The sequence below is a fragment of the Blastopirellula sp. SH421 genome (assembly GCF_057808535.1).
The window spans coordinates 2,805,432-2,826,103 of sequence record NZ_CM173712.1 but is presented as its reverse complement, the minus strand read 5'-3'; the positions used below and the strand labels follow the sequence as shown (position 1 = coordinate 2,826,103).

At 55.2% G+C, this 20,672-nt stretch carries 16 protein-coding genes; 14 read left to right on the top strand and 2 right to left on the bottom strand.

What is annotated here, in order from left to right; all coding sequences use genetic code 11:
- The first annotated feature begins 147 nt into the window (after positions 1–147).
- Entirely contained in the window at positions 148–3,918 is a 3,771-nt protein-coding gene (locus SH421x_RS11630; RefSeq protein ID WP_488855773.1) for a mechanosensitive ion channel domain-containing protein, read from the top strand.
- 5 nt (positions 3,919–3,923) lie between these two features.
- Here the strand turns inward: SH421x_RS11630 and SH421x_RS11625 are convergent, their stop codons facing one another.
- Positions 3,924–4,364 carry a ComEA family DNA-binding protein gene (locus SH421x_RS11625; RefSeq protein WP_488855772.1) on the bottom strand — a complete coding sequence of 147 codons (441 nt, stop codon included), beginning with the start codon at positions 4,362–4,364 and terminating at the stop codon, positions 3,924–3,926.
- 102 nt (positions 4,365–4,466) lie between these two features.
- Between SH421x_RS11625 and nadC the strand changes: the two genes are divergently transcribed.
- The 12 genes from nadC (at position 4,467) to SH421x_RS11565 (ending at position 16,201) form a co-directional block, all read left to right on the top strand.
- Positions 4,467–5,378: a carboxylating nicotinate-nucleotide diphosphorylase gene (gene nadC, locus SH421x_RS11620; RefSeq protein ID WP_488855771.1), complete on the top strand. Its 912-nt coding sequence runs from the start codon at positions 4,467–4,469 to the stop codon at positions 5,376–5,378.
- A gap of 520 nt (positions 5,379–5,898) precedes the next feature.
- Positions 5,899–6,498 (top strand): type IV pilus modification PilV family protein, encoded by a 600-nt coding sequence (locus tag SH421x_RS11615; protein WP_488855769.1) that lies wholly within the window; start codon positions 5,899–5,901, stop codon positions 6,496–6,498.
- The gene (locus tag SH421x_RS11610) at positions 6,479–7,285 is read left to right on the top strand and encodes a prepilin-type N-terminal cleavage/methylation domain-containing protein (protein WP_488855768.1); all 807 of its coding nucleotides are present in this window, start codon (positions 6,479–6,481) and stop codon (positions 7,283–7,285) included. Before SH421x_RS11615 ends, SH421x_RS11610 begins: the two co-directional genes overlap by 20 nt.
- Entirely contained in the window at positions 7,282–9,489 is a 2,208-nt protein-coding gene (locus SH421x_RS11605; protein WP_488855766.1) for a LamG domain-containing protein, read from the top strand. Before SH421x_RS11610 ends, SH421x_RS11605 begins: the two co-directional genes overlap by 4 nt.
- 27 nt (positions 9,490–9,516) lie before the next feature.
- Positions 9,517–9,750 carry a hypothetical protein gene (locus tag SH421x_RS11600; protein ID WP_488855765.1) on the top strand — a complete coding sequence of 78 codons (234 nt, stop codon included), beginning with the start codon at positions 9,517–9,519 and terminating at the stop codon, positions 9,748–9,750.
- Positions 9,731–10,339 carry a pilus assembly FimT family protein gene (locus tag SH421x_RS11595; RefSeq protein WP_488855764.1) on the top strand — a complete coding sequence of 203 codons (609 nt, stop codon included), beginning with the start codon at positions 9,731–9,733 and terminating at the stop codon, positions 10,337–10,339. Before SH421x_RS11600 ends, SH421x_RS11595 begins: the two co-directional genes overlap by 20 nt.
- 59 nt (positions 10,340–10,398) lie before the next feature.
- A complete protein-coding gene (pilM, locus tag SH421x_RS11590; RefSeq protein ID WP_488855763.1) occupies positions 10,399–11,445 on the top strand; it encodes a type IV pilus assembly protein PilM in 1,047 nt (348 codons plus the stop codon).
- A 20-nt stretch (positions 11,446–11,465) separates the two neighbouring features.
- Entirely contained in the window at positions 11,466–12,170 is a 705-nt protein-coding gene (locus SH421x_RS11585; RefSeq protein WP_488855762.1) for a hypothetical protein, read from the top strand.
- Positions 12,171–12,183: 13 nt separating this feature from the next.
- Positions 12,184–12,750, top strand: coding sequence for a hypothetical protein (locus tag SH421x_RS11580; protein ID WP_488855761.1), 567 nt, complete (start codon positions 12,184–12,186; stop codon positions 12,748–12,750).
- Positions 12,751–12,809: 59 nt separating this feature from the next.
- Positions 12,810–13,448, top strand: a complete 639-nt coding sequence (locus tag SH421x_RS11575) for a hypothetical protein (protein ID WP_488855760.1) — start codon at positions 12,810–12,812, stop codon at positions 13,446–13,448.
- 36 nt (positions 13,449–13,484) lie between these two features.
- Positions 13,485–15,701, top strand: a complete 2,217-nt coding sequence (locus tag SH421x_RS11570; RefSeq protein ID WP_488855759.1) for a type II secretion system protein GspD — start codon at positions 13,485–13,487, stop codon at positions 15,699–15,701.
- A complete protein-coding gene (locus SH421x_RS11565; RefSeq protein ID WP_488855757.1) occupies positions 15,698–16,201 on the top strand; it encodes a hypothetical protein in 504 nt (167 codons plus the stop codon). The genes SH421x_RS11570 and SH421x_RS11565 overlap by 4 nt, the downstream gene beginning before the upstream one ends.
- 34 nt (positions 16,202–16,235) lie before the next feature.
- Here the strand turns inward: SH421x_RS11565 and SH421x_RS11560 are convergent, their stop codons facing one another.
- On the bottom strand, positions 16,236–17,225 hold the full coding sequence (locus tag SH421x_RS11560) for a DUF6666 family protein (RefSeq protein ID WP_488855756.1): 990 nt from the start codon (positions 17,223–17,225) through the stop codon (positions 16,236–16,238).
- A 498-nt stretch (positions 17,226–17,723) separates the two neighbouring features.
- Between SH421x_RS11560 and SH421x_RS11555 the strand changes: the two genes are divergently transcribed.
- On the top strand, positions 17,724–20,633 hold the full coding sequence (locus tag SH421x_RS11555) for a protein kinase domain-containing protein (protein WP_488855754.1): 2,910 nt from the start codon (positions 17,724–17,726) through the stop codon (positions 20,631–20,633).
- The last annotated feature ends 39 nt before the right edge of the window (positions 20,634–20,672 follow it).

Sequence of the window (20,672 nt, the reverse complement as noted above, 5' to 3'; positions counted from 1 at the left end):
AGCGAGGATGTCCCAGAATCGCGGGTAGCGAATTTTTTATTATCGCTTTCTTGCCGGTAAATGACATCCCCACGACCATTTCTGCTTGCGACTCGTCTTCACGCGAACCCACAAATTGCCGTAGAATCGGATCTGTAGGAGACAAAAATGCTGATTCGATTGACGGAAAACCGCTTACTTTTCTCGGCGGCGCTCTGCTGGGCGAGCCTGTGGCTCCCTTTTTATGCGGCAGCTCAAGAGAACCCACCGGCCACGGCCAGTGCTGCGCTCACATCCAAGGATGATGTTGAAGTTCGCCAAAAAGCGGTCGCCGATTTTCCCGGAATTGAAGATTCCGAAAAAGAAATCTTGGCCGGACAGTTTGAAGCCGCGGCCAAAAGCCTCGACGCAGCGGCCAGCTGGAATAAGAAGCGAGAAGAATGGCAAGCCGCGATTGAGCAGCCTGGCCAAATGCAAGCGGATCTAGAAAGCCAACTAGAAACGGCCGAACAGTCGGTTCGCTCTCCGGCCAATGAACTCTCAAAATTGCCGCAGGTTGAGACCGAAGTCGCCCAACTACAAAAGAAACTTGCACAGCAACAAGCCGAAGTGCAGAGCCTAGCCAACGAAGCGAACCGGCAAACTGAGCGTCAATCGTCCAATCCCCAATCGATCCTGGATCTGACCGCCAGCGAAGAGAAGTTGAAGGCCGAGCTAGCCACGTTGCCTACCGCGGTCGAATCTAACCCCGCCCAACTGGCGCGGCGGACCGTGATCGAAGCCAAGCTGCAAGAAATCGGTGCAGAACTAGCCGCTGAGAAAATTGAACTCGCCGCCTACAATTCGACAGCCGACTTGCTGAATCTGAAAAAAGAGCTGGCCAGCAAGAAAACGGCGTTCCTCAAAAAAGAACTTGAGCGTGTGAGTCAGTTGGCGATTGTCAAGCGTGAGGCCGAGGCCAAAATGCAATTGGACAAGGCCAATGACCAATTGAATGAGGCGAAAAGCAATAAGACGGAAGCTTCGACGGCGATCACCCAATTCTTAGAGTTGAATCAAAGGCTGGTCGCGGTCCGAACAAAATTGCTGGATGAGCTAAAAGCCCGCGAAGACGATCTGGCCCAATCCGTACAACGGCTGGAGAGTTTGAAAAAGCTCAAAAATTCGACCGAAGAAAACGCCAACAACAAGGATCTGCCAGCCGATGCCATTGGCCTAATGTTGCGTGAGGCTCGCGCCCAACTAACCGAAGATCGGCAGTTTCAAGTCGATCTGCAAAGCCGTGACGAAACGCTCAAGACCTATCGGCTTAATCTACTTGACGTGCGTGACGCGAAAAACGAATTGATTGAGCTGAAATCCGAAGTCCAAGCCGGCGTGATTGATCCGGCTTCGTTCCAAATATCGGCCCAGCGAATCCGCCAACGTCTGTCGCGCAGCCTAGACCGTCTGGCGCAAATGGACGAGACGTTTGCGTTTGCAAGCTCCAAACCGCTAGAGACGAATCTGCGAGAACCTGACCTCTCTGATCCGCAAGTCGTCGAGCGAATCGCCGCCGCGTTTGAAACGCGTCTAGGGATCATTGAGGACTTTATCAACTCGACCGACAAGCTGCAGCAGAAAATTCAAGAGCTGAAAAACGATGAGCAGCAAGCCGCTGCGCTGACGCGGCAGTTCAAAACTTTTATCGACGAGCGAATTCTGTGGATTCGTTCGCCTAACACGCTCGACATGGAAACGGTCCATGAAATCGGACGAACCGCCAGCTGGTTCGTATCCCCATCCAACTGGAGGAGTCTCGCCGAGCTGACGTTTCTCGATTTCAAGCGACGCCCTTATCTCTTTCTACTAACGGCTGTCTTTTTTGGCGTTTTGCTGTTTTACAAACGTCGGATGCGTCATCGGCTGAACGACATTGGCTCTGAACTCGCGTGGAAACGGCTCTCGCCGATCCGGATGACTACCGAAGCATTGTTCATGACGGTGCTGATGTCGCTGATCTGGCCGGCGATTTTTTTGGCGTCAGGCTACTTTCTTTCGCTGCTGCGTACCGAATCGGGGTTTGCTGCGGCCCTGTCAGCCGGATTTTATGCGATCACTTTCGTACTCTTTCCGCTGGAATTGCTGAAACAATTGGCTCGCCCTAACGGTGTAATGGCGGCCCATTTTCGCGTACCAGACGAGGTGACCAAAGAAATTCGCTGGACTAGCGGCACCCTTAAATACTTGCTTCCGCTCGCCGCAGGCGTCAACGCCGCCGCCGAAGAACATAGCGGATCGGCGGTGGACGACCCACTGGCCCGTTTGGTCTATATCATCTCGATGACACTGGTCTCGGTCGTATTATGGCGAGCCCTTGGCGCCGATCGTGCGGCGCGTAAATGGTTTGCAGAGAACTACAGCGATGGCATTTTCGCGAAGCTGACGCCGGCCTTGTTTTTTATCTTCATCGCGACGCCGCTCGCTTTGGCGATCGCCTCGATTTGGGGATATTACTACGGCGCCGTTCGCATTGTCGAAACCTTGTATGCGACGCTCTACTTGGTGATCGCTGTAGGTGTCGGACAGGGCTTTCTGTTTCGCTGGATCATGCTGAAACGAACGTTGCTGCTTCGTGAACGGTTGAAAGCTCAATTACAAAAGAGTGAAAAAGAATCGTTGCAAAGCGAGGTCACGGGGGCAGCACAAGAGACTCCCGAGTTGGATCCTTCGATCGTCGGTGAACAGACTCGCCATTTAGTGAAAGTTCTGTTCGGCGGAATCTTGTTAATCGGGCTAGCGGTCATCTGGCAAGATGTCTTGCCGGCGATGCGCAGCCTAGGACGCACGACGCTCTATCCCTTGATCGAATTTGGCACGACGCTTGATGTGCCCGGTGTTGCGTCGACTGTTGCACCGCGGCCAGCCAGCGACAAGACGAACGCCGCCGAGTCTACTAATCCGCTGCCGATACCGTCTCTTGAAGCGCCGACGGCGACAACCGCCTATCGATTAACGCTGGGCGCTTTGACGCTCGCCATTTTGGCGACGTTTATCACATTTGTTTTGGCGCGCAACCTGCCTGGCGTACTCGAACTGTTTGTGCTGCCGCGCTTAGAGCTAGACTCAGGAGGACGCTTTGCGGTTGCTACGATCTGCCAATATCTGGTGGTGACGTTAGGCGTGATCATCACTTCTGGCTGGCTCGGTTTGCAATGGGACAAAATTCAATGGCTGGTCGCCGCGATGTCAGTCGGCCTTGGTTTTGGCTTGCAAGAGATTTTTGCGAACTTCATTGCGGGCTTGATCCTGTTGATCGAGCGTCCGATTCGCATCGGCGATATTGTGACCATCGACGGCGTGACCGGCACGATCGCGCGAATTCAAATCCGCTCCACCACCATTTTGAACTGGGATCGTCAAGAGTTTATCGTCCCCAACAAAGAGTTCATCACCGGTCGCGTGTTGAACTGGACTTTGACAAGCACGCTGAACCGCATCCAAATTCCGATCGGCATCGCTTATGGTTCCGACACGCGTAAAGCAGAAGCGATTCTCCTCAAAATCGTGGGCAACCATCCACACGTGCTCAAGGATCCTGCGCCGCTGGTCACCTTCGAGGGATTCGGCGATAGCTCGCTCTCGTTCTTCGTTCGCGTCTATCTGGGCAGCTTTGATCATCGGCTCGAGACAATTCATCAGCTGCATCAGCAGATTGATGACGCATTCCGCGAAGCAAGTATCGAAATTGCCTTTCCGCAAACCGATCTACATATTCGTTCGGCGCCCGATTCCATTACCAAGTCTTGGCAAGAGTCGTTACGTGCGAACCGAGAAAACGACGCTAGTAACGGTAACGGCAACGGCCAACATGGGGCTGGACCGCATGCCGCGACGAATTCTTCTACCGCGTCCAGCGCTGCGACCTCGACACCCCCAACTGGCGGATCGACCAATTAAATAAACTAGCTGCCTGCCTCGCCGGGTGAGCGTGCATCACCGGCGATGTTCTCTACGTCGGCGGTCGGCAGCAGATAAGGGCGAAGCCGCTCTAGCGTCCGCGGCCCGATCCCGCGCACACGCTGGAGATCATTGTGATCGAGAAACGGCCCAATCGTTTCTCGCGACTCGACAATGCGGTGAGCCAACGTCTCTCCGATTCCCGGCAGTTGCGTTAATTCGGGCCAATCGGCTTGATTGATGTCAACGATAAAAGCGGCTGGTTGCGGCTCGGTTTGATCAATATCAAGGAATCGAGAACGACGACTCTGCTCGCGCCACGCCGAGAGCGACATCCCCACGGTTAAGACCACCAGCACGATCACCACCGCCAATTGATCCCCGCGGCGCAGCGTCCAGCCGAATTGTTTTCGGCTCTTGTGCGGTGGTGGCGATGGTTGGGTCATGGTGAATATGTAGCCGGATGTCGCCCTCTATTATCGACAAAACGGCGCCGCCAAGCGAGACTAAAGCTTGTTCTATTTCTGTCTGTTTTTCTGATTGACGTCATGCCGAAAGAATACCCCCAGGTTTCATGGGATCCGCAACTGATCGATGATTGCCGCCAGCTGATTCGCTTGGCCTTTCGTGAGGATCTCGACGACGAACAAGACTGGTCCACCGTCTCGCTGGTTGCCGCAGACGCCCAGGGCAGCGCCAATATCGTGAGCCGCGACTCAGGCGTGCTGGTCGGGACGCAACTGGTTCCCCTGATCATTGCAGAAGCCGAACTGGAATTAACCTGGAGCCCACAAAAGCAGGACGGCGACGCAATCCAGCGCGGCGATGTGGTCGGCAATCTGCAAGGGAATGTCCGCGACTTACTGACCAGCGAACGGACGATTCTGAATTTTCTCTGCCGGCTGACCGGGATAGCGACCTTGACCCGACGTTATGTGGACGCCGCTACAGGTCAGGCCCGCGTCTATGACACGCGCAAAACGACCCCAGGCTGGCGACGTTTAGAAAAGTACGCGGTGCAGTGCGGCGGCGGCGTCAACCATCGCGTCGGTTTGTTCGCCGCCGTCATGGCGAAGGACAATCACCTGGCCTTTAGCGCTACGCAACGAACTTTGGCCGACATTACGCCGCAAGTGCGGCAATTTTTAGAAGCCCAACTCGGTATCGCGGCCGCTGCCGAAAAGTTAATCGAAATCGAAGTCGACAGCCTGCAGCAACTAGAAGCGGTCCTGCCGTCGCAGCCTGATATAATTTTGCTAGACAACATGCCGCCTGAAGTCTTGCGACAAGCGGTCGAGATGCGCAATCGTCTGGCTCCCCAGGTCGAACTCGAAGCTTCTGGCGGAATCAACCTAGAGACGATCGGACCAATTTCTGAAACCGGCGTTGAAAGAGTCAGCGTCGGTGCATTAACGCATGGCGCGGTATCACTTGATCTGGGACTTGATTGGAAATCGTAGCTTCGCAAACTTGCGATCTATTTTGACTCCAGCTCGCAGCACGATTTCAAAGTTGCGTGATTTTACGGCGCCAAAGAAATAGAACACGGATGCCACAGATAAATCGCAGAATTGCATGGCAAGAATGCTGAGCCCAGCTCGTCACGATTTCCAATCTAGATTGCCTGGCAGCTCTCGTCGATTCGAGATTCTCTTCCATCGGAGGGCTTCTTTGTTGCCCTGTGTTCCGTTTCCGTCGGCGGGGCCCAGGTTCTAGTCTTCTTGAATTGCGACGGAACCCTGCGGCAAAACGGGTCTGGTGGCCTACGTCGAAGAAGCGTCGCTCCCATGTGGCGTTTTCGCCTCATTCCTGGGGAAATCTCGACAATTCTTGGCGCCATTTGACTCCGGTGCGATGGACCCTATGTTTCAAATGAACTGAAGCCTTGGGGAGGGGTGAAGTTCACTGCGCGGCGAGGAAGCTAGGAGCTTGAGGGGACCTCGCCGCGCAATTTTTATAGTTCTATCCAAGCAGCTCGCCATGCGACTCCACTCTCAACTCCCACGCCGCGGATTCTCTCTGATCGAAGCGTTAGTTTGTCTAACGATCATCACGATCACTTCCGCTGCGCTGCTGCTAAGCGTTGAGAGCACTCTGGAAGCGACCATGGACGCGCAGGAGATGACGTTCGCCTCGGGATTGGCCGACCAAATGCTGGACGAAGCGCTGGGGCAGGATTGGGTCGATCCGTCGATTAGCAATCCCTACGAAACGTCGCTGGCCGCCTCGTCGGACGAGACAAACGCCGCAGGCAGGTCCAAATATGACGACACCGACGATTACAACAACTATACCGCGTCTCCGCCTGTCGCGATCGACGGAATAACGCTTGGACAAAGCAACGGGGCAGGGCAATACTTGCCGGCCAGCTTTCGGATGAGCAACACATTTTTGCAGCGTTGGCGTTGTAAGTGCAATGTTTATTACGTCGATAAAAACGATCTCACGATGGAGCTGGACGATAGTAATGCCGGCCCCTATCGTGCGATTGAAGTGACGCTCTTCCATCAAGATGGGACCGACTGGCGCGAAGTCCTGACACGGCGAAGGGTATTCACGTATGTACCTCCCACAATCTAAACGCACCAATCGCCGCGGCATGACGCTGGCCGAAATGCTGGTTGCGACCGCGATCATGGGAATGATGGCCGCCGCGCTGAGCACGATCGCTTTGGCTGTCCAAATGGCACATGAGTACGCCGCCGAGCAAGGCGTTATGGCGCAACATGCTCGCGTAATCATTGAGCGTATCCAACGCAATTTCGCCGCCGCAAACGCCAGCGAGTCTTTTCCCGGCGCCCAAGTCATTTCTTACTACGATGCGAGCTATAACTTTCCGCAAGCGATCGCGATTTGGAATCCCCAGACGCTTGCATTCGCCCCCAACGACCGCCCGCTGATCGGAGAGTTGAAGTTTTTCGCATCCGATCCAAGCACCCCCAATCGCCTACTCGAGTTTCAAGCGGTCGGCAACACACGACCGGCGCCCACCACCGCCGCTGCGTGGCGCAATCTGGTCGACGAGCTAATCAAAGATGAGAGCGTCGAAAAGATCGAACTAACCAACCTGATCGCCTCGCCCAAGCTGAACGCCGGCAGCGCTAAAGCGTATAGCACGCTTCGATTTGAGCTCCGATTGCGTCCCGATGCAGCCGAAGTCGCCGACATGCGTAACGGCGCAAAAAGCTGGAACTCGCTCCGTTGGCCGTTGCGCGCGTATGGCGGAAACTCTGGTACGCGGCAGTCATGGGTTGCGTTTCAATTTCAGGTCGCTCCGGATGTCACGACTGCGAAGCTTGCGTCTGTGGGAGAAGAAACCTCCCCCTATTTCGGATCGGCTTCTATTTTTTACTCACTAAATCGATGAGCCTGCATCGCAATCAACTCCGATTTTTCCGCCCCCGGCGACGAGCAATCGCCGTCGTGATCGTGCTTGCGCTGTTGTCCATTACGCTGGCGATGTCGTATGCGATGCTGCGAACGCAAATGAGCGCCTCGCAGATTGAGCGCAACCTGCATCGCACCGGATCGGCACGCCATGCGGCGCTCTCTGGTCTCGCGATTGGGGTGCGACAAATGCACGCCGCCAACTGGACCGGCGTTGACGTCCCGATCCATGGATCATTGGGTGATAACGAAAGCTATCTCGTCACTTATACAACAGGCGACTCACGCTTGACCGCCGACCATCCCGATTGGGCCGAGTATCCCTATCGTGTGACCGTCAAAGCAACCGGCATCGCATTTGACCCGCTCGATTCGACCTACAAATCAGAGCATACGGTTGAAGCGGTCGTGCAATTGGTTCGCAAACGCCGCACCAGCAATCCGAGCCATTTTGCGTCGGCGCAAGCCTACACGACCTATCTCTGGGGGACACAGGATAACCGCATTGAAATGCCAATTTCACTGAATGGCCCGGCGCACATCCAAGGCGAACTCAATCTGTGTCAGGCAATGCCGGCCATAGAAAGGCCTTTTTATGGATTGATCGACGAACTGGCGATTTACGATCGCAGTCTCAGTTCGCTCAGTCTGTTGTTCATGGCCTTGTACGGCAACAGCGACAACTCAAATTTATACTCGCAGATCAACAATCAAAACCCAACCCACTGGTGGCGATTTAATGAATCATCTTCCACGGCGGCGACTGCGGCGGCGCAAGCAGGCGGCCGAACAGGAACCTATGAGGGGGGCGCGCTTCCCGGTGTCACGGTCAGCGGCTCCAACCGAGCCGCATTTTTTGATGGCGAAAGCGGTCACTTGGATCTGGGCAAGTTTGATCTCCCAGCGACCGGAGAATTTAGTATTGTCGCCTGGGTTGCGCCTTTCGCAGGCAGCAGCAATCAAGACTTTGCACGCATCATTTCTAAAGCGACCGGCGTGAACGCCAATGATCACAATTTTATGCTCGGATTTCAAAACGGCGGCAACAACCCGCGGCTTCGCACACACTTAAGGCTCGGCAATTCGGTCAATACGCACGTCGCCAATGGAGGTGAATTGTCGACAGGGCAATGGTCGCTGGTAGCGGTTACCTATGACGGCAATAACTTGCGGTTTTACAAAAACGGGGGGCTGATCTCAACCTATAACGCCAGTGGAACCCCGAGAAGCGATCTCACCTCCCGTGTTTGGATCGGCGACAATCCCCCGGGCAGTCCGCGGACACGCTACTTGAGCGACCTGCTAAAAATGAAAAACGCCGGCCTGGGCGACTATCGCCCACTGACCGGAGAAATTCGCTTGAATCAGTCAACTAACTCCAACGCCAACTGGCTGACCTTGGCTCGCATGCTGGGTCTAACCGTCGACTATTCCAACCATAACGTGACGACGCCGACCGAGATCACAGCATCGGCTAGCAGCTATCGGCTTTACCCCGGCGGGAAAAGCTACTCGGCGCCTGCAATTGCCGGCAACATCTCCCAGCGCACTTATACGCCTGATATGCTCAGCAACCCGCTGGGCGTATTGCGAATTAACGGCAGCACCACGCTGGGCGATAGCGTGTCGATTGACGGCATGTGCATCACCCCCGGCGACGGCATCGACCTGACCATCAAAGGCGCCAACGTCCAACTGCGCGCAACGACGTTGCCAGCACTGATCGGCGAGTCCACCGTTTGGCAACTGCCGGCGATCTATGGTCGCGACGATCTCTATATCGACGATGCGCAGGTCACCATCGATGGCGCCGTGATCGTGGGGGATCTCTTCGAGATCGAAGAAGGAAAAAATGACGACACGCGTTGTACTTTGACCGGCATGTTGCATGCTCAGCGAGCGACCGTGGGTACGCAGAAAAACTGGGGAGACAACAAAAACGAGTGGGAATCTCGGCTTTCGCAATTTGTTGCGGAGACCGACGCAGACCCCGACGATTATTTTCCGCAGTGGCTAGCCGAAGAACGAGACCTCGATTTGAACAAGAACCTTTCGATCTCTCCCCCGACGGAGGCTCGAAGCTTCTATTGGCCCGATCTGTCTCAACCGATATACGTAGCGGATCCGGCGGATGAAGGCCTGGTGTGGGAATATGTGCGGCGCCAAGAAAACGGTGCAAGTTAGTCCAATCTATTCTGGAGAAATAACGCGATGAGTACGGAGAAACGCTGGTTTGTTCTGCTAGGTCTAAACGCCTTAGCGATTGTGACAATGATCTCTTGGCAATCGTGGGCTCAGGCTCCTGCGGCGAACATGCCGTTTGCGAATGCCGTCGCGCAGCGCGAACAAATGATTCAATTGCTCAAAGAGTCGAACCAGTTGCTCAAAGAGCAAAATACGCTGCTCCGCAGCGGCAAATTGAAAGTTGAGCTCGTTGGAAAATAATCGCAAGCAAGTTCCGGCATGCGTTCGCAGCGGCTTTACGCTGATCGAACTGTTGTTAGTGGTGGCGCTGATCAGCGTCATCACGGCGATCGTGTTGCCGCAACTTGCCCCCACCTTTGACCAACAACTAGTGGGCTGCGGCGAAATCCTGGTCGCAGATTTAGACTACGCGCGCAGCTTGGCCATCGCCAACGGATCTACCTATCGAGTTACCATCGACACGGCCGCAAACAGCTATACGCTGCATCACGTTGGCTCAAACACAACTCTCAATACGCTGCCGCACTCGCCGTTTCATAATCGAGATGCAAATCCGCAGCAGCAGGTCACCTCGCTGGCGGATCTACCGCATATCGGCGTCAGCGTTACGATCGTTGCAGCCGTGCTAACCGGCAGCAACGACACCCTGACGACCTTCGTCGAATTCGGACCTCTCGGAGAAACTACGGCGACCAAGCCCACAATCATTTGGCTGCGCGCCAGCAGTGGCGTAGATTCCAAATACGCGGCCGTGCGGATTCATCCGATTACAGGCGTCGCCACGTTAGAAGAAACGACCCAAGTCACTCCGAGTATTCCCGCCTCTTAGCAGTCGCCTGCACGCGACCGACCGAGGCGAATTGCTCTCATTCGCCTTCGTTAGTACGCATGATTCGTCTCCCCTTCAATTCGACCGGCCCAATCGGCGTCGACATCGGCTCTCGCTCGATCAAGATGGTGCAATTCACCGCCGATCGTCAACAGCTGCTCGAATACTCCAACTACGACCTTCCTGGCGGCGGAGCCGAAACCGTTCTAGCAGGCGAACCCCTGCAAGCGGCCCTGCAGCATTGCCTAGAAGGGAGACGATTTCGAGGGAAAGACGCCGTCGTCTGCGTAGGGCGTCGCGATTTGTTTCTCCAGAACATCCGCATTCCTAAAAGCGAAACCAAGCCGGTTGAGTTGTTGGTCCAACAAGAAGCGGCAGGGCGGATTCCATATTCCGTAACCGAAGCCGAAATCCGTCATTTCGCCACCTGCGACGTCCGCCAAGGGGATGTCGCTGCTCAAGAGGTAGTGGTCATGGCCTGCCATCGGCCAACGCTCGAACAACGCTTGGAATCGATCGAAGCAGCCGGCTTGCGGCCGGTGGCGGTTGATGTGGAGCCGGCTGCGATCCTACGCAGCTACTGCAATCAATACCGCCGTGAATCAGATCTTACCGATCGCGTCTTGTACGTCCATGTCGGCAACACCACCACGGTGGTCGTCATTGCCGAAGGGGAGCAGATCCTGTTTATCAAGTATCTCGACTTGGGAGGCCGTCAATTTGACGAAGCGGTCGAGAAGCGTCTCGACATCTCCTCTCAACAAGCAGCCGATTTACGCAAACACAACGGGGATCGTCGCCGCACCCAACAAGATCCAGAAATCGCACGCAGTTTGGCCGAAGCGACCCGACCAATCGTCGAAAAACTGCTCTCCGAATTGTCGATGTGCATTCGATATCACAGCGTGACTTTTCGGGGCAAACCGTTGGTTCGCTTGGTCCTTTCAGGCGGAGAAGCGAACGAGCAATTGAGCGAAATTCTGGCCAAACGATTATCGTTAGACGCCGAAATCGGGGATCCGCTTCGCGTTTATGACGAAGCTCAACCAATCACGCGCCGCAGCATCTGGGACGTCGCCGCCGGCCTGGCATTGCGGGAAACGTAAATCGTTTCCAGGAATCAATCATGCAAGACATCGACTTTTTACCGAAAAAATTTCGCGATCGCCGCAAACGCCGGCGAGCCAGTCTGTATCGCTGGATCGGCGCTGCCGCCATCGGCGCTCTGTTGGCGGTTGCGGCGCTGATGCAACTTGGCGTGCAGCATCAATTAAAAAAGCAGCGAGATTTGCTTCAGCCAGCGCATCTGGCGGCCATCGCCAAGCGCGATCAACTCGCCAACCTGCAAATGGAACTGAACCAGCACCGCATCGAGGCGCAGCTTTTCGCGACGCTTCGCAGTCATTGGCCTGCAACGCAATTGCTGGCCAGTATCACGGCGCCGACTCCCGTGTCGCTTTCATTTCATGAGCTGAAACTTTACCAAGAGATCGCTTCCGATGCGCGTCGTCGTGAAGAAGCGGAAGATGCGGCAGCCGCTCAAAAATCGCCGACCTTGCGCGACTATGAATTTTTTCGCGCTGAACGCCAGAAACGCATCGCCAAGATCGATGTCGACGGGGCGGTGCTGGACGTTTCTCAATTGTACGAATACCTGGTCAAGCTTAATGATCATCCGCTGGTGCAACGAGCGATGATCGAATCGGTGGAACCAGTTGCCCAAGGTGACGATTCAGGGCGTTCCGAGTTCGAGCTGCAGATCGAGCTGACCTCGCCGCATGGCGGTCAGACGGCTCCCGCAGCGACCACCGCATTGCGAGCAGAGCGATAAGGAAACGCATCTCATGGCCGAATCTGTTTTCAACAGCAAAAAAAATAAAACCGTCAAATGGCAGCATCTCTTGCTCATCGCAGGCATCGCCATCGCTTACGCGGCTTTCGTCTACTTGCCGCGCCAGCGCCATATATCGGCACTGCGCGATGAGATCAATTTGATGGCGGCGACGATCGAATCGGAAGCGGTCATCGACGCTCAACTTGCGGCCGTACAACAGGAAGTCAAGCAGGTCAAAGAGTTTCTCTCGCCCTGGCACGCCGCTTCCGAAAAAGACATCGAAGCCGGCCGCATTTATCACCAACTGACTTCGCAAGCACGCGATGCTGGCGCCGAAAAATTAAGCCTCGTCCCGATGCCAGAGCAACGTCATGCGAGTCTTGTCTCCCAGCCTGTTCAACTTGGCTGTCAGGCCCGGTTTGCCGAAATTCACGCGATGTTGCAGCGATTTGAGCAGCTTCCCTACGTCGTTTGGGTGAGAAGCATCGAGCTGTCGCCGCTATCATCCGACGACGATATTTTGCAGTGCGAGCTAACCTTGGAGTTTTTTGTCGATTTTGACGGTAAATCCGGTTAGCCAAACGCTATCAGCGTCCGATACATAAGGAGACGGAGCGGAAACGTTCTGTGGAGACAATGAAATCGCAATCCTTGATCGCACGGATCAAAAGAGAGATCCAAAAGAGCCCGCAGAAAGCTGCGGTGCTTGCAGGTCTGTTTTTGGTCGCGATCTGGTTTTGGGCGCCATTGGTCATCAAATGGATGCCTGCATCCAAGTCGAGCTCAGCCTCCAATGACATTGCGATCGTGCCGTCCTTGAATAGCACGCCGCAAATGTCAGCGGCGCCACCGCTCGACGAACTGGACTGGCGAACATGGGCGAAACGAATGGAAGCGAATCCTAGGATGCGATCGGCCAAGCTTTCCGAGGATAGTCTCGATCCGTTTCGCAAATTGCAAGTTGCTGTGTCTGACAAACCTAAGGACGAGATCACCGCGCCGGCCGTGGTGGTCGAAACCAAGCCGGATGACTTGTTTGTAAGATCGATCATCGTGGGTCGCCAACGTGCGATCGCGAGAATCAACCAAGCGAACTACCAAGTAGGAGATGTCGTGCCGTCGAACCATGGCGTTAATTTCGTCGTTAGTTCGATTGATGCCTCAGGCGTTATCCTCGCTCGCAATGGAGAGAAATTCGATCTGCCGCTAAAAACCTACGATGCGGTCGAATCAGACAAAACGCTGGTGATGCGGCAGGGATCGCTGCAGCCGTAGCACGGCAAGTCAATTTACTTACGACATGGAAGTCGAATGCAATTTTTACTCCGAACGACGGTCTTCGTACTGTGCGCCGTCGCTGGCGTCGCCGCTGCGATTGGATTGGTTCACTATTCGGACGATCTGCTCGACAGCCCCATGTTCGCCGCAGCTCAAGTCGCTACGACGCCTCTGGCCAGCGCGCCGATTCCAACGGCAGCATCCGTCCCTACAACTCCGGCAACTGCTCCCTATGCGCCGGCGGTCACGCAACAAGTCGATATCGATAGCTTGAAAAAGAGCATCGAAGCGGTCAACGATCGACAAAGTGAAAGCTTTCAATTCTTTACGAAAGCGCTCGACTCGATCCGGGACGTCGCCGAATCGGGAATCAACGCCCAAAAAGAAAATCAACCGGTCAATCCGCCGCAAAATCAACCGTTCAATCCGGCTGCAGCGCCGATGAATGGCGCGATCCTCGCGCCTCCGCCGGTTGGTTCCACCACCCCGGCTGCGATCCAACCCACTGAAAACAACCTCCCCGAACCGCAACCGCTGCCAACCGGACCGCGTATCATTCGCGGAGAAGGGGATGACGGTCTGACGATCATCATCCAAGATACGGACATTCGCGAAGTTCTGGAGATGCTGAGCGAGCAGGGGAATCTCAACATACTGCCAACCAACAGCGTGCGTGGAACGGTCTCGGCTTCGCTCAGCAAAGTCGATGTGCAGACCGCGCTGAACGCGATTTTGCGTTCGACCGGCTACATCACCTTAGAAGAGAACAGCTTTATCTACGTCGGCACGCCAGCTGAACTGCATGCGATGAACAACATGGCTGATCGCGTACAAACGCGGATCTATCGTCCAAACTATGTTCGCGCCGTTGACCTACAAACCTTGTTGACCCCACTGCTGACCTCTGAAGTGGGCGTAATCAGCGTCTCGACCGCATCGCAGATTGGAATCAGCGCCAACAGCAATGCCGCCGGTGGCGACGACTTTGCAGGGACTGAAGCCGTCATCGTACGTGACTATGAACATAAACTGAATGAAATCGACGAAGCGGTGCGCGAGCTCGATCGTCGCCCTTTGCAGGTGGCCATTGAAGCCACGATTCTGTCGGTCAAACTGGACGACAGTCTGAACCTGGGCGTTAACTTCGAGGCGCTAAGAGACAAAAGCTCGGTACGTTTGGTTTCTGGCTTTCCCCTCTCAGCGCTCGACAACCTGAAACTAACCGACGGCGGTCTAAAGTTTGGCTTTCTAGACTCAAGCTTAGGAGTCTTTATTGACGCCCTTGAAACCTATGGTGACACCAGTGTTATCGCATCGCCGCAGTTGCTAGTGCTTAACAAGCAACGCGCCGAAATCTTAATCGGCGAGCAAAAAGGCTATATCAGCACGACGGTCACCGAAACCGCGTCAACGCAATCGGTCGAGTTTCTAGAAATCGGAACGCAACTGCGACTACGTCCGTTTATTACCGACGATGGCATGGTTCGATTAGAAGTTCACCCCGAAATTTCGGACGGCGATGTGAGAGTCGAAAACCAGCTTACCTTGCCGAACAAAATCGTCACCCAAGTGACGACCAATGTCATTTGTCCCGATGGCCGCACCATCATCATCGGTGGTTTGATCAAAAGCGATCTTCGGAAAAATGGGACGCAAATTCCTTATCTCGGCAGCATTCCGATCTTGGGACCGGCGTTTCGACAAAAGCAAGAGAAAACGGTCCGTGATGAGCTGATCGTGCTGCTCACTCCGCGGATCGTCGACCCGGCTCATATCCCCAGTGATGGCGAAGTGCTACAAGATGTTTTTGAGCAGCAACATGAAAATCTGGCCGACAAAATGTCGCCGCTGGGCAAACGCTATCTGGGACGCAAGTACTATCGGTTAGCAACCGCGGCTTGGGCGACCGGCGACGCCTACTCGGCGCTCCGCTATTGCAATCTGGCGATCCACTTTGACAACAGCAATCTCGAAGCGACGGAACTACGCAGCCAGGTAACAACTCAATCGGGCCTCGGCGATCGTTCGGTCGTAACCCATCTGCGCGAAGGCTGGGTTCCCCCCAGTCCGCCGCGGCCGGTCCAAGTCTCGCCATGGCATCTTGATCGAATCCAAACTCCGGCGCCGATCGATACTCCCTACAACCAGCCTCCGCTTCCGGTCAATACTCCGCCCCCCAATGCACCGGCTCCGGTGGTTACACCGCAAGACTTTGCTACCGGGCCGTATCCACCCCAGGTGAACCCATGATCCGCACTCTCTGCATCATCGCATTCACCATGTCAGGCATCGTCGGTTGCTCTAGCTTGCCAAGCTGGAGCGAACCAATCATGCACCCTGGCCGCGACATGCAAGAACGAAAAGCCGAACTCGCCGACTCACTGGCGCAGCGCCAAGCCGAGACCCAATTCAAAGCAGCCCAGGCTCGCTTTGCCGCCGGCGAAACCGCCAACTGCCGCACCTTGGTGGAAGAATCGCTGACGCACCGTCCTGATTCGATTCCGGCACTTCGACTCGCGGCTGAAGTCGCGTTGGCCGAAGATCGCGGCGCCGATGCGATCGGCTACTACCGCCGCTTGGCGGAAGTTCAGCCAGGCGACGCCCAAACGCATCACATGCTGGGCGTGGCGCTAGAAATCGAAGGGCAAGTGATCGAAGCCAACCAGCACTTCGAACGAGCCGCCCAACTCGCCCCCGGCAACCCGGTCTACCAGATGAGCCAATTGCCCACGACTCCGCCGACTCGGTAACGCCGAAGCTCCACCTTCTAAAAACAACGCGCCACTACCGCGTCAAATTGGTCACCAACGAAGGGCTGCCGGCAACCGATAACAGCGGCGAGAAAGTCTTACGCCGCCATCCCAATGCGCCTCCGCCGGGATAGAACGCGAAACCAAGATAGGCGTCAACTGAACCGGTATCCGCTGGCGTAACAAAGTTTGCTTCACCAAAGATCGCCCAGTGATCACTCAGCGGACAATGCAAGTCAGCGCCAAATACGACCACGGCGTTGGTGTCATGCGTGTTCATCAGCGCGGCGTTCTCTTGCCCATGGCCCTCGGCGGCGCCAAGCCAAGTAGTCGTCTGCCCACCAAATTTCCAAAGGTGACGCCAGAAGAAGCTCCCTTGTGCGAGGGGACGCAAATGCACGGCGTTCCCCGCCCAATCAGCGTCGGAACCCGTCATCGGCAGCATGCCCATGACGCCGATTTCGTCGCGATGGCTCACATCGTAGCCGACTCGTCCGCGCCACTGACTGAGCGTTTCAGTATCGTAATCTTGTTGATATAAAATGTCACAAGCGATCGCCCAATTCCAACCACTCTCGGCGCGCTGAAACAGGCCAAGCGTCGTAAAGCTTTGCGTGCGACTCGAAGAGCCTTCTAGCGCCCGCGTCACCGCGACGGCATGATCCGTTTGAGAAATTGCCGTGCCGATCTGCAGCCCGATGCTATGGTCAAATGACAACGGCAAGCCCCAATTGACATGCACTCGCCCACCAAACTGTGCGTTGACGCCAAAGTCTTGCGGCTGTTTCGAGCCATCGAGCCCGAGAAACAATTCCAGGCTGTCGGACCAGTTCCAACAATGGGCTTTGGGTGGAATCAGCGGATAAGTCGGCGTTTCCGAGAAGCAGCTGTAACCCTCCAACTCATTCATCGTGATGAAAGAATTGTCTTCGTTTAGCGATGGGTCTAGCGACATGTCGGCAAAACCGACTGCAGGTAGAAATGCCCAGCAAAACAGAGACCAACCAAAGGTCCAACGCAACATAAGCGATACGCCCATCCGTGGGATTGTCAGAAAACAGCCTTTTTCGCCCCGTGCCCTGGCGAGCACATTTCCTAAGGTCGGATATTTTGGAGGCTAATGAAAAGCGATCTTACCTCCCCTCCGAGAATCGCGATGAGTCATTTTTCTGATTCCAACGGTGCAATCGTACCTTGGGCCCCATGACTTGCTCGTCAATTGGGCAAGCGATCCAGTATTTGTCGATTGATACAACTTTCGATCGTTCAACAGTTTAATGCGACTAGACTTTTTACTGCGGCGGTTCTGCCCCCCCGGCATAACAAGAATGCCCCTTTTGGTGATCCGGCAGAGTTGCTTCCTGGCTGAGATAGGGGAGAGAGCGGCTACCGCCAAGGATCGCGATTCACCTAGCGCCGGTTAATTGGAATAAGTGTGAAAAGTATCCTAAGTTTAAGATGATTGACTCCCGATTTCTGCGATCGGTCCGCCGGGCCCGGTCGAACTACCGAACCGCGACGCATGACCGAAAATCCCTTCGACAAAACTGGCGTAATCCCCCGTGATGACTTCAGCGGTGATCCTTCTTGGTCGGAAGGACTCAAGGCTATTTACGCTCGCCTTGCGCAAACCGAAGTCGATCAGGCCGCCTCTTCGCGCAGCAGCTTTGGTTCCGTCACGGCGATTCCCTCTCTTGGTAAACGATATCAACCGATTCGTAAGCTCGGACAGGGAGGAATGGGAGCGGTCTACCTGACTGCCGATACCGAAACCGGCCGCTTGGTCGCGGCCAAGGTTCTGCCGCCAGAGTCTTTGCCGAATGAAGAAACAATACAGCGATTTCAAAAGGAATCACGACTATTAGCCGAAGTTCAGCATCCTCACGTTGCGAACTTGCTGGATGTCGGTCGCTGCGGAGAAGTCTCGTACCTGATTATGGAACTGGTCGAAGGCGCCGACCTGAAACAAGTCATTCAGAAACAAGGAGTGTTACCCGAGCGATTGGCGCTGCAAATCATCGGTGATGTCGCGGCGGCATTAGCGTCTGCTCATACTGCCGGCATCGTTCATCGCGACATAAAGCCCGGCAATATCTTGCTGGCCGCCTCCACCGAACCGGGAGAATCGCCACAGGAAGCCGTCTTTGCGGCGATTGAAGCCCACCAACTTCCTACGGTGAAGCTGACCGACTTTGGCTTAGCTCGCCATGTCGACCAAGCCGCCTCGCTGGACTTGACCAAGACTAGCGCCATGCTGGGGACCCCTTACTATATCTCACCCGAACAATGCACCGACAAAGCGAAGGTGACGCCGTCATCAGATGTTTACTCGCTGGGCGCTACGCTGTTTGAGTTGCTGACAGGTCGACCTCCCTTCACAGGAGACGATTCGGTACGCTTGATCACAATGCACTGCTTCGAGCAGGCCCCCGATCCCCGAAAATTCAATCCGCAGATTAGCGACGGAGCGGCGGCACTGGTGTTGAAAGCGCTGCAAAAGTCTCCTACCGCTCGCTTTGCGGATGCGGGACACTTGCTCCTCGACCTCGATCGACTGATCCGCGGCGAAACTACCAACATTGCGATTCATCCAATCGTGCCGGCGGCCAAAGGCAAAGTTTTTGAAGCGCAATGGGAATGGGATTTTGACGGCGAGCCTGCTGACTTGTGGCCGCTCATCTCAAACACCGAACGGATCAACGCCGCAGTTGGCTTGCCTCCGGTCGAATACGTCAACCAACGCGACCCCCAAGGCGTGCTGCATCGCATCGGCTCGTTTCGCTTAGGCTTGACCCGCTTGCAATGGGAAGAGTATCCCTTTGAGTGGATCGAAGGGCAGCGATTAGGCGTGTTACGTGAGTTCAAAAATGGTCCATTTCAATGGTTCGCGAGCGTCGTCGAAGTGACGCCGCGAGCGACCGGCGGAAGCCACCTGACGCATACGGTTCGCATCGCAACGCGTAGTTGGTTGGGGCGTTTAATCGCGACTATCGAAGTCAATCTCAAAGGGCGTAAACCACTCGACCGCATCTATCGCCGCATCAACGAAATGGTGACCGGTCGCTTGCGTGGTTCGGCGGCGACCGATCCTTACGTCTCCGCCCCCAAGGTTTCGACTTCGCTCCACAAAAAGCTCGCGGCGGCGCGTGTGCGGTTGTCGGTCGAAGCCTATGACGAAAATTGTCTGGATCGCTTGCTAGAGTTTCTTGCCGAAAGCCCCGCTCAGGAACTTGCGAGAATTCGTCCGCGAGCCTTGGCCACGCGATTCCAGGTTGATCCCCATCTCTTTACAAATGTCTGTTTGGCCGCGTGCCATGCAGGTCTGTTAGAGATGTACTGGGACGTCCTTTGTCCGACTTGTCGCGTCGCGTCAGAAATCAAACAGTCGCTGAGCGAGATCGATCGTCATGCGCGATGCGAAGCCTGCAACCATGACTTTGAGACCGATTTTTCGAGCGCAGTCGAGATGATTTTTCGCGTTCATCCCGAAATCCGGCAGGCCGACATTCGCACCTATTGCATCGGCGGACCAGAGCATGCGCCGCACGTTGTTGCGCAAACGCGATTGTCTGCTGGCGAAGCTTTGGAGCTTGACCTCTCGCTCGATCCAGGCGCTTACATTCTCCGCGGAACGCAACTCCCTTACACCATCAGCATTTCTGCCGAAGCTTCGGTCGGCGCCAATCGCCATCGGGTTTCTCTCAGCCAAGACGAGTCCTGTCGCCGACCGATTCGCGTTCGCGCAGGGCGTCAATTGCTGACGCTTGTCAACGACTATCCTCACCCTTTAGTGATCCGACTAGAACGTGCTGCAATGGCTAGAGATGCGGTCACAGCTGCCGATGCGCTCCGTTTACCCGAGTTCCGCCAGCTTTTTCCATCAGAAAACGTCACCCGCGATCGGCTCTCGAACCTGGCGACCAGTACGCTGCTGGGCTTACGAATTACCAACGTGCTTGATTTGTTTACGTCACTCGGAGATCTCGCGACGTGTGATCAAGTTCATGAAACCTTCCAGTCATGCCTGCGTATCCTGGAATCCCATGAAGGCAAATTGGTTAAAGAATCGGACGATCGGATCTTGGTTGCTTTCCCAACAGCCAGTTCGGCTTTTACGGCGTCGCTAGAAATCCAGCAAACCATCGCGTCTGGGGCAGGGGAGGACTCGCCGCAGTTGCAGTTGGCTCTGCATCGCGGCATGACGATGTCTACCAGTTTCAACGGTCGCTCTGACTACTTTGGCCGCTCCATCTCCTTCGCCAATCGAATGCTCGACACCCATGAGTCTTATCAATTAGTAGTCTCCCAAGAATTATTCGACGACGACGATTGCCACCAGCTTTGCGCCGCAAACGGCTTGCAGATGCGGCCGATCCCAAGCCAAGAAACGACAATCGCCTACGAAATCTACAAGCCGATTGCTATGTCATAACGCGATCTTCTTGGGCGGATTTCCCGCGAACATGCTGTT

Coding starts and splice junctions, on each gene's coding strand:
- SH421x_RS11565 (WP_488855757.1), top strand. CDS start 15,698: ATGATCCGCACTCTCTGCATCATCGCATTCACCATGTCAGGCATCGTC.
- SH421x_RS11570 (WP_488855759.1), top strand. CDS start 13,485: ATGCAATTTTTACTCCGAACGACGGTCTTCGTACTGTGCGCCGTCGCT.
- pilM (WP_488855763.1), top strand. CDS start 10,399: ATGATTCGTCTCCCCTTCAATTCGACCGGCCCAATCGGCGTCGACATC.
- nadC (WP_488855771.1), top strand. CDS start 4,467: ATGCCGAAAGAATACCCCCAGGTTTCATGGGATCCGCAACTGATCGAT.
- SH421x_RS11580 (WP_488855761.1), top strand. CDS start 12,184: ATGGCCGAATCTGTTTTCAACAGCAAAAAAAATAAAACCGTCAAATGG.
- SH421x_RS11555 (WP_488855754.1), top strand. CDS start 17,724: ATGACCGAAAATCCCTTCGACAAAACTGGCGTAATCCCCCGTGATGAC.
- SH421x_RS11585 (WP_488855762.1), top strand. CDS start 11,466: ATGCAAGACATCGACTTTTTACCGAAAAAATTTCGCGATCGCCGCAAA.
- SH421x_RS11605 (WP_488855766.1), top strand. CDS start 7,282: ATGAGCCTGCATCGCAATCAACTCCGATTTTTCCGCCCCCGGCGACGA.
- SH421x_RS11560 (WP_488855756.1), bottom strand. CDS start 17,225: ATGTTGCGTTGGACCTTTGGTTGGTCTCTGTTTTGCTGGGCATTTCTA.
- SH421x_RS11600 (WP_488855765.1), top strand. CDS start 9,517: ATGAGTACGGAGAAACGCTGGTTTGTTCTGCTAGGTCTAAACGCCTTA.
- SH421x_RS11630 (WP_488855773.1), top strand. CDS start 148: ATGCTGATTCGATTGACGGAAAACCGCTTACTTTTCTCGGCGGCGCTC.
- SH421x_RS11575 (WP_488855760.1), top strand. CDS start 12,810: ATGAAATCGCAATCCTTGATCGCACGGATCAAAAGAGAGATCCAAAAG.
- SH421x_RS11615 (WP_488855769.1), top strand. CDS start 5,899: ATGCGACTCCACTCTCAACTCCCACGCCGCGGATTCTCTCTGATCGAA.
- SH421x_RS11610 (WP_488855768.1), top strand. CDS start 6,479: ATGTACCTCCCACAATCTAAACGCACCAATCGCCGCGGCATGACGCTG.
- SH421x_RS11625 (WP_488855772.1), bottom strand. CDS start 4,364: ATGACCCAACCATCGCCACCACCGCACAAGAGCCGAAAACAATTCGGC.